Origin of the sequence: Sulfitobacter sp. HI0129 (assembly GCF_001635395.1) — a bacterium.
In the GTDB taxonomy this organism is placed as follows: Bacteria; Pseudomonadota; Alphaproteobacteria; order Rhodobacterales; family Rhodobacteraceae; genus Sulfitobacter.
Genome location: NZ_LWGH01000088.1, coordinates 1 through 254, shown reverse-complemented (window position 1 = coordinate 254; position 254 = coordinate 1). Strand labels below are relative to the sequence as shown.

1 pseudogene is annotated in these 254 nt (G+C 59.4%); it reads left to right on the top strand.

The features are described from left to right. Positions 1–254 (top strand): annotated as a pseudogene (locus A3764_RS23815) (aromatic ring-hydroxylating dioxygenase subunit alpha); the annotation flags it as partial.

Genomic DNA, 254 nt, shown 5'->3' with positions numbered 1-254 from the left:
ACGTTTGACTGCGCAGGCCAGTGCGTCTGGGCCCCCGGGACGGGACGCATTCCCTCCAACGCCAAGGTCCACGCCTACCCCTTGCACGAAAAATACGGATTGGTCTGGATATGGATGGGCAACCCTGCGCTCGCCGATCCGTCAGACATCTTCGAGATTGAAAACTATGACGACCCGGCCTGGGGCATCAACTGTGGCGCTGCGATGGAGTTGGACTGCAACTACCTTCTGATGTGCGACAACCTGCTGGACCC